A 7,802-nucleotide genomic window follows, 5' to 3' on the forward strand; every position below is an offset into this window, starting at 1 on the left:
GGACACCCGGCCATCGGTGGACAGCAGCGGACAATAGGCCCGCCGCACGGAACCGTGTCCGCGGGCGGGCCGTCGAATCGGAGCATGGACGAACTCGCGAAGGTCCATCCGATGTGGCCGGCACCGGCTGATACCGCCTCACGGTGGAAGGCCGCGCAGCTGCGGATCCTGCTACAGATCGTCTATGGGCGGCCAGGCTCGAGGCGACGAGCACGACGTCGGTTGGCCTCATGTCTCGCCGAGTAGATCGTTAGTCCAGCCCGGTGGCGGCCCGGATCTGTGGTGGAAGTAGGTCGACACCGATGCCGTTGCGTTCGCATGCCTCGGTGATGAATTCGGCGAGCACGGCTCGATCGGTGCCGCGCTGTGCGGCGTTGTCGAGTTCGACCGTGAGTTCCTGCAGCCGGATCAGCGCCTTGTATTCGGCGGCGGCCCACGCGTATGCGGCATCGCGGGCGCTGCTGCGTCCTCGAGCTTCGGCCAGATCGCGAGTTCGGCCACGCGGCGGTTGGTGAGCGGCAGGCGTTGGCGCAGCAGTCGATTGTTGGATCGGCGCCGGAGCAGCCTGTACTGCTGCTGATGGTGGCGACTGTGTGGGTGGTTTCGCAGGCAGTTCCCAGGCCACATGCTCGGAGGCGAGACTGCTCTTCTTCCGCGGTTCGGGAGTCATGCCGCGACCGTCCTGTCCAGCAAGCGGGCACTGACCGGCTTGAACACGTCCTCGCTGAGGACTCGCAGTTTGGTCGTCTTCGATTCGTCTAGGCCGATGCCGGCCATGATCTCGTCCTTGATGCCGCTCCACAGTGGGATCCGTAAGTCCATCCAGACCGGGACACCGGGGAAATGTGCTGCCATGCCATCGACGATCTCGTTGGCGGTGCGGGCTTCGGCGTTGGTGCCGCGCCACTTGTTCACCACGGCACCGGTGATCTCCAGCCGCGGATTGTGATAGGTGCGCACACCCGCGAGGGTGCGACCGAGCAGCGCTAACCCATCAGCGGACCATTGGTCGGCCTCGCTGACCAGAATCGTCTTGTTCGCGGCTGTGAGGGAATTGACCAGCAGCAACCCCAGAGACGGCGCGTTGTCGGCCAGGATCAGGTCGTACTCGCCGAGGACCGGTGCGATTGCCTCGCGCAGCTGGTGCTCGCGCCCGAACTGTGCCGCTTGGATCTTCTGCTCGGCGATGGCCAGTGTCTGCCCGCCTGGTGCGAGATCGATGCCTTCCCAGATGCTCGGCACGATCACGTCGCGCATCGTGATGTTGGTGCCGGGACTGATCGCGTCGGCGATCGTCACATCGTCGGGCGCCAGATCATCTCGAGCCAGCGCGCTCGTCGTATTGCCTTGCGGATCCATATCCAGCACGAGTACCCGCGCTTGGTGGTAGACCCGTGCTGCTCGCGCCGAGCAGATCGTCACGGTGCTCTTACCGACCCCGCCCTTCTGGTTCGCGATTGCGACGACCTCGGCGGATTTTTTGCCCATGTCCAGTGTTCCTCTGTCCCCGCGCGGGACCCTCAGCCCCACTGTTCCGTGCACCATTGCACACGCACGGTCGGACGCGCGAGCGGACACGCTGACGCACAGCCGAGCAGACGCACGCATGACTGGACGTGCGGCCCCTCGGGCGTGTATACGCGCGCACGCGCGGGCGCGCGCACGCCCGGCCTGTAGACAGCACGGCCGCGTGGCTGCATTAGTGGCTGCAGTTCGGTGTGATCGGTGGTGTGTGGATGGTGTATCCGCACTGAACACAGGTGTGTAGGCGGTGTATGCCGCCGACCGCAAGGCACGCGAGGGAGCCGACCAGGACTCGCTTGGGACCGAGGCGGTGACCGCGCGGACAGTTGACCGGGGCGGGTTCGACCCAGCCTTTGCGGGTCCGGTACAGCTGCTGCGGATTGAGCACGATCCGGCCTTCGACCGCGTACACCGGCTCCCAGTCATCGAACATTCTTTCGATTCTGTCACGAACCGGACGGTTGCTCGGGATAAGCTTCGGGTGTGGTGAACGTGGGTGATCGGGTGCTCTTGGTGAGCGGGGGAGTATCGGTGTTCGAGATCCTCGAGCTACGCGGAGATCAAGCCTTGGTCGAAGCGATCCAGACAGACGCGCCGGGTCGCTACCCGTTCGAGACGCCGATCGAGCACCTGGTGCCCGCGGATTCGGCATGACGCTTCAACATCGCAGCCTGAGCTGAGTCGGACGAGCGGTTGCTGATACACCAGAAGGCCGGGGCGTAGGCTGCCCCGGCCTTCCGGCGATGATCTGTTTTGTTCTGTGTGGAGCTAGTCGATCAAGACGACCTCACGGATACGTTGTTTGCCGCCGGGCAGGTTCTCCACGACGGCGAAGCTGTTGCCGTTGGTCTTTTCCGTCTCGATGAAGTTCCAGACTGCGATCGCACGTCGAACGGCCTCGGTGGCGCTGATCCGCTTCTTCTCGGCCCAGTCACGCAGTACTGCGGCGACATCCGGCGCCAGATTGATCGACAGCCGCACTACATCAGCCTTGCCTGCCGTTGCAGTCCCGGCTGGGTCATGGGCTCGATCTTGAACAGCCATGCTTGTGAGCTCCCCTCATAGTCGATCAGCTCGGTGTCCACGCATAACGCGAACCCGCCCCCTCCGGCGGTTCGAGCTGTCGTCATATCGATGCGATGTCGCGACCCGGCAAAGTCCCCCCTTGCCGGGTCGCTCATCTCGTGGTGTGGTGCTTCGGCCCGGTGAGGCGGCAACCTCGCTGGCCAATCTCTTCTTAACGACGAATCTTCTTCGTTGGTGCTTCGGTCCTGAGAGGCCGCAACCTCACAGCAGACCGTTTGCCATGCTTCGGGCAAAGTGCCAGGTCAGACAGCGCCCTCCTATGCCATTTGGCAAACAATCACGCCCCTGACAGTAGGATGAATTCCTGAATTCGTCAACAAAGTAGACGCCTGACACGCTGATATAAGGTGTATTCGATGCGTAATTGGTACGCATCGAAGTGGTAGCCTGGCCGTCGACTGAACATCAGTGCGAAGGCCGTGACCGCGGCCGAGCGAGGGGAGTAGCAAAGCTTTGGGGACGAGCCGGATCTTTGAGAGCAGTGGCACCTCCCGGCCCTCGCGTTGCGTTATCGTGGTCATCCACGAGGGGGCAGTGTGGGGGTTCGTGCATCTGATGACCGAGCAGAAACCGTTCAGGTGGACTGCGGACGAAATCATCGAAGAAGACTCGCCCCGTGCCGGGGTGGGCAACGTTATCGAAAAGTCCTATGGCCACCCCTGTCCGACGTGTGGTCACGACATGAGTTCTGTATGTGATCAATGTGCGAGCGAGGCTGCCGTCTGATGTCCTCGGAGGATCAGGATCTGCAGGGGATCCACGAAGTTGAACCGCCCTTGTCGTGGCCTTCGATCGACGTCACGCCGATTACCGAAGACGAGACTCCACAAGGGGTGGTCGGTGTCGCCACGGTAGGAGAACCTCTGGATAGTCACCGCTTTTCCCTTGCCTCCCAGCTGCTTTGGCTGGTCGCCGCGACTACGATCATCCTGCTCGGTGCCGCGATCTTCGCGCCGTCTGACCACCTCGAGACCGTCAAATCAATAGCCAGCGTCGTTTTCGGGCCGCTGATCACGCTGCTCGGCACCAGCTTCGCGTGGTACTACGCCAGCCGGAAATCGGACTAAGCGAACGGTTCCCAACGGACGAGCTACTACCGGCCGCGTACCCCTCGCCTGCCTGCGGTCTCCAGTTCTACCTTCCTGAAACCCGTGTCCTTGCAATTGTTCTTGCGTTCGCTAGGAGTGAACTGGGCTTAGCACGGGGTCGGCGGCATCGGCGATCATTCGGGCTGGCGTGTCGGGGATTTTGTCGGTTGTGATGTGGTCCAATAGCTCTGGCTCGCCGTCGTGACCACCCCCCGGTCGCGGCGGCGAATCGTCCGATCGGCCGGAAGTTCGCTTCGAGCCCCGGATCAAGGCGGAAAGCTATGGCGCTCTGCGAACTTGGCAGTGGCAGCCTCTAGACTTTCTTCTCGGTTCGACTCGTGCGTCCATCGGTTCATCGAGTCTCCCCGCTGTGCCGTCTCCGACCTCCCCCCGGAAGACGTTGTCCGACTGGCCGCAACCGGTTGGTATGCAGTGAGGGAGGTGAGCTGGATCGCGATTCGCCTACGATCGGACACCACCTCGTAACGGCATTCGTAGCCGGAGCGGGTGGGGACAGTCTGGCTGGTGCACGATTGTCGCACTGGGACTTCGATGCCCTATGGTGTCCGGTCCTGATATAGCGACAGCCTGGCACCAACGGTTACCAGGCTGTCTGCCAGATCACTTGCGCGCCTGCTGGTTTTCGGGGCCACTGTCGCGCTGGTGATGCCAGTGCTCGGGCGTCAGGCGGCAACCTGACGACCCGGGCACTTTCCATTTAGTAGGACGTCCATACGGTATCTCGTACAGAGTCAAGCAACCGTGCGCGGGGGTTGTGACCCAGCTCACGACTCAACCCGTTGCGCAAGGGACTGTACTCGTTTCCTTCGGCCGAACATTAGGCGAAACACCCAGCAAACCGATGACAAATAGCTGTCCGCTAAGCGTCCGTTAGGGGTGCTGAACGTTGAAAACCCAGTTCGGACTGAGGGTTTCGCCGTAAGAAGGCTCTCAAACCAAAGTCACGATTTGGTAACCGGTTCTATACGGACTCCTCTTAAGTCGTCAACCCAACTGGTCAGGCCCGAATGAAGAGCAGGAATTCCCTGATGTGGAGAGCCAATGTCCACCTTGTCGAGGAGGTTTCTGACATCCAGCTGAAGGAGGGTTGAAGGTCTGAGCGCCGGGGTGACGTCAACCCTGGTGCTTCGGGGTGTCGATCGTCCGAATCCATGGTGCGCCAACCTGTTTCGCCCAGATCTGTCGGGATCGTTCCCTACCCTGAATAGATCACGCAGGGGTCGGCAGAGGGGCACAGAAATGATCAGTCGGGGTAAGTCGGTCGGGCAAGTTTTGGCGTCGGCGGTGATGGCCGGGCTTCTAGCCTTGGCGGTAGCAGGCTGTGTAACTCAATCGCCGAAGGAGCAGGGCGACCGAGAGCGTAAGGCCGCGAGTGTGGTGACGTTCAAGCTCCACATGAGCAAGGATCTATGGACCCGGACCAACCACACCACTGGCACTTTCCAGACCAAGAAGCTTGATAAGCCGAAGAACTTCACCGAAGAACCGAACGGAATGGTGAGCCTCGAGCTGACCGGTCCGCAGATGGTGGACTACCTGCAGATCCTGGACTACAACGCGCACGGCGGGGAAGGCGCCATCGACAAGTCCATGGCGGCAGCCGTTTACGACGCGGTAGTTCCGGTGGTGGACAAGCTGCAGAATCCACTGCCGCCCGACGCGCCCGCACCGGAAATCACCATCTACGCCGGTGCCGCGGCCACCACAACGGGCGCAGCTGCGTCGACGTCCTCACCCCCGACACCGCGGTAAAGGTAAGTCGACGCAACCCCCGCCGCGTTCGGGTCTGATGTCGACCTCGTCTCCGTTGACGCGGCGGGACCTGACCCCCGCAATAGCGGGCAGGGTGCAGTGGATCGCTTCGCTCTACCGGCGGGGATACTCAGCGTCGCAGGCTGATGAGGGGGTCTTAGATCTTGCTGCGGCGTCGGCCGTGACTTGCGGAGGGGTTCGAAGCAGAGCCAACGCGGCTCGTCTTGCCGCGGAAGCGAACGACGTAGTAGCCCGGGGCGGTGTCGCCAGGCTTCGCGGGCAGGGGGAGGGGCGGGGTGTCCCTCACGCCAGCTATGCCAGCTATGCCGGCAATCCGGTTCTTCCAGTAGGTGACGGCGTCGACCTTGCGAGATGGCGTCACATCGGAATCGCGGAGGTACCACCGCGGCGCACCTGGGGTGCCCGCAAGCGAACCGGTGTTGCGGAGCCACTCATCGTGAAGTTCGGTCGTCGTGGTTTCGGCCTCAGATGTGACTTGGTGATGCCGAGCCACCAGCGCGAGCAGGTCTGTGACCGGTACTGCGTCGGCGCTGCTGCCGTTTGAGGTGACTGCGTTCTCTATGGCTTCACGCAGCCAGGCGCCCGTGGTCATTCCGCGTTCGGAGGCGAGTTTGCGGGCTTGGTTGAGAACGTCGGTCGGCAACCGCACGCTATAGCCGCTCATCGGCGAGGTGTTGGCCGCATCGCCGGGAACGAGGTCGGCCGCTGCGATCTCGTCTTCGGCGCTGTGTGTGTCGTAGTACTCGCGGGCTGCCTTGATGTTGGATTCGGTGTTCATTTTCTACCTGGCCTTTCGCTCGTAGGCCTTTCGTTCGCTTTCCTCCATGTCACGAGCGGTGACCACGTACGACCGGCCGTCCATGGCTTCGGCGAGGACAACGAGTAGGTAGCGGCCGGCGTAGGTCTTGCCCAGCAGCACTGTCGTGTCTTCGCGACCTTGGTAGTGGTGATTGGGTCGGCGGGCTGCCTCTTCCACCTCGGACGGTTTGACGTTGTGGCGCGCAATGTGCGCTTCGGACTCGTCGCTCCAGAGGAACTCGAACACAATCCAGCGTATCACGTTCGAAATACAGAGCAGGATGACCGCTGCTGCTGCTCGACCCTGAGCCTCCCGCCGCTCATGCAGGAACGGTTTCAATCCTTTTCGTCCGGACGAAATCAGCGGTCGTTACCGAAGGGACATCCCAGATGCAAGAGGTCTGCACGCTGGGGTGATGGAAAAAAGAGGGTGGGGCGGGGGTGAAGGGGGATGGCACGTTGAGCGTTTGGGGGTGAATGGGTGGCGGCGTGATGCGGTGTGCGGCTGGATGTGGTGAGGTCGGATTGTCCGGTGTCGGCCCGGTCAGGGCAAGGCGATGTCGCGCAGCTGCGCCCCCGCCGCACACGCCCTCGCGCAGCGGGCCGCTCGACTCCGACACACCGCTTCGCCATCCGGTGTCCGGCCGGGAGTTCCTCGTTCGGTGCGGTCGTTAGCCCGGTATGGAGATCGAGCCCGAGCCATGCCCGCGTTGCGGTCGTCCGGTGGTCCAGCCGAAGCGCGGGCGCCGGCGGATCTGGTGTTCGGCTGGCTGCCGCCGACGTGGCTGGGACGAGGGCGAGCGGATCGAGATCCGTGAACGCGTCGTCACGCGCGAGGTCATGGTGCCGGTCGGGCCGACGACGCCGCCGATCGACACCGTCCTCGACAGCACGGCACTGACACTGCGGTTCCTGGATCGGCTGGCCGCGCGCCTGCGCGGCACCGTAGCCCGCGATGAGTGGCAGCGCAGCAGGGTCGAGGCCGTACTCGAGCGCGCCGACGAACTCGCGGTGGTGGCGCGGGCCGCACTGGAGGTGCCACCGCCGCAGCGCGCCGCGGTGCTGGAACCAGCTCCGGAGCCGGAGCCGCCCCGTGAAGCGCTGCCGCCCATGCCACTACTGCCACACATGGGCCGTATCCCGCTGGCGCTACCGGACTATCAGGCCGCCGACGCAGGACTGAACCGAGCCGCACGACGACGGCAAGCCCGCACGAAGCGGAAGAAGCGATGAGGCGATGGGAGAGGGGGTCGCCGTAGTATCGGCGGAATACGCTGGTCAAAGCATATTTTCTGCTACTCGATCAGCCTCTGGCGCACCGTGGCAGGAGAAGCGCCGCAACCAGGGCTGCCACCTCGCCGTTCGCTGCGGGGACTTCAAATCCGCCCGAAATTCGGCGAGTTCTACAGGAACCCCTAGTATCGGCGGAATACGCTGGTCAAAGCATATTTTCTGCTACTCGATCAGCCTCTGGCGCACCGTGGCAGGAGAAGCGCCGCAACCAGGGCTGCC

Annotated in this window: 10 protein-coding genes; 4 read left to right on the plus strand and 6 right to left on the minus strand. The window is 63.1% G+C overall.

What is annotated here, in order from left to right:
* Positions 1-250: 250 nt before the first annotated feature.
* From ACZ60G_RS41640 to ACZ60G_RS41650, 3 genes are all read right to left on the minus strand, one after another.
* Positions 251-670, minus strand: a complete 420-nt coding sequence (locus ACZ60G_RS41640; RefSeq protein ID WP_465817583.1) for a hypothetical protein — start codon at positions 668-670, stop codon at positions 251-253.
* On the minus strand, positions 667-1,488 hold the full coding sequence (locus ACZ60G_RS41645; RefSeq protein ID WP_465817585.1) for a ParA family protein: 822 nt from the start codon (positions 1,486-1,488) through the stop codon (positions 667-669). Before ACZ60G_RS41645 ends, ACZ60G_RS41640 begins: the two co-directional genes overlap by 4 nt.
* A gap of 211 nt (positions 1,489-1,699) precedes the next feature.
* Positions 1,700-1,957, minus strand: a complete 258-nt coding sequence (locus ACZ60G_RS41650) for a hypothetical protein (RefSeq protein ID WP_465817587.1) — start codon at positions 1,955-1,957, stop codon at positions 1,700-1,702.
* Positions 1,958-2,007: 50 nt separating this feature from the next.
* Here ACZ60G_RS41650 and ACZ60G_RS41655 point away from each other — a divergent pair, with 50 nt between their 5' ends.
* Complete coding sequence (locus tag ACZ60G_RS41655) at positions 2,008-2,178, plus strand: hypothetical protein (RefSeq protein WP_465817589.1); 171 nt, start codon at positions 2,008-2,010, stop codon at positions 2,176-2,178.
* Positions 2,179-2,292: 114 nt separating this feature from the next.
* Here the strand turns inward: ACZ60G_RS41655 and ACZ60G_RS41660 are convergent, their stop codons facing one another.
* Positions 2,293-2,568 (minus strand): hypothetical protein, encoded by a 276-nt coding sequence (locus ACZ60G_RS41660; protein WP_465817591.1) that lies wholly within the window; start codon positions 2,566-2,568, stop codon positions 2,293-2,295.
* Between the two features lie 767 nt (positions 2,569-3,335).
* On the opposite strand from ACZ60G_RS41660, the gene ACZ60G_RS41665 reads away from it, so the two are divergent.
* Positions 3,336-3,677, plus strand: a complete 342-nt coding sequence (locus ACZ60G_RS41665) for a hypothetical protein (protein WP_465817593.1) — start codon at positions 3,336-3,338, stop codon at positions 3,675-3,677.
* A gap of 1,437 nt (positions 3,678-5,114) precedes the next feature.
* Positions 5,115-5,471 (plus strand): hypothetical protein, encoded by a 357-nt coding sequence (locus ACZ60G_RS41670; protein ID WP_465817595.1) that lies wholly within the window; start codon positions 5,115-5,117, stop codon positions 5,469-5,471.
* A 157-nt stretch (positions 5,472-5,628) separates the two neighbouring features.
* Here the strand turns inward: ACZ60G_RS41670 and ACZ60G_RS41675 are convergent, their stop codons facing one another.
* Both ACZ60G_RS41675 and ACZ60G_RS41680 read right to left on the minus strand, forming a co-directional pair.
* A complete protein-coding gene (locus ACZ60G_RS41675; protein ID WP_465817596.1) occupies positions 5,629-6,270 on the minus strand; it encodes a hypothetical protein in 642 nt (213 codons plus the stop codon).
* A 3-nt stretch (positions 6,271-6,273) separates the two neighbouring features.
* Entirely contained in the window at positions 6,274-6,630 is a 357-nt protein-coding gene (locus ACZ60G_RS41680) for a BrnT family toxin (protein WP_465817597.1), read from the minus strand.
* Positions 6,631-7,013: 383 nt separating this feature from the next.
* Here ACZ60G_RS41680 and ACZ60G_RS41685 point away from each other — a divergent pair, with 383 nt between their 5' ends.
* Positions 7,014-7,523 carry a hypothetical protein gene (locus ACZ60G_RS41685; protein WP_465817599.1) on the plus strand — a complete coding sequence of 170 codons (510 nt, stop codon included), beginning with the start codon at positions 7,014-7,016 and terminating at the stop codon, positions 7,521-7,523.
* Positions 7,524-7,802: the final 279 nt, after the last annotated feature.

This window comes from Nocardia sp. NPDC102475, from assembly GCF_055584605.1.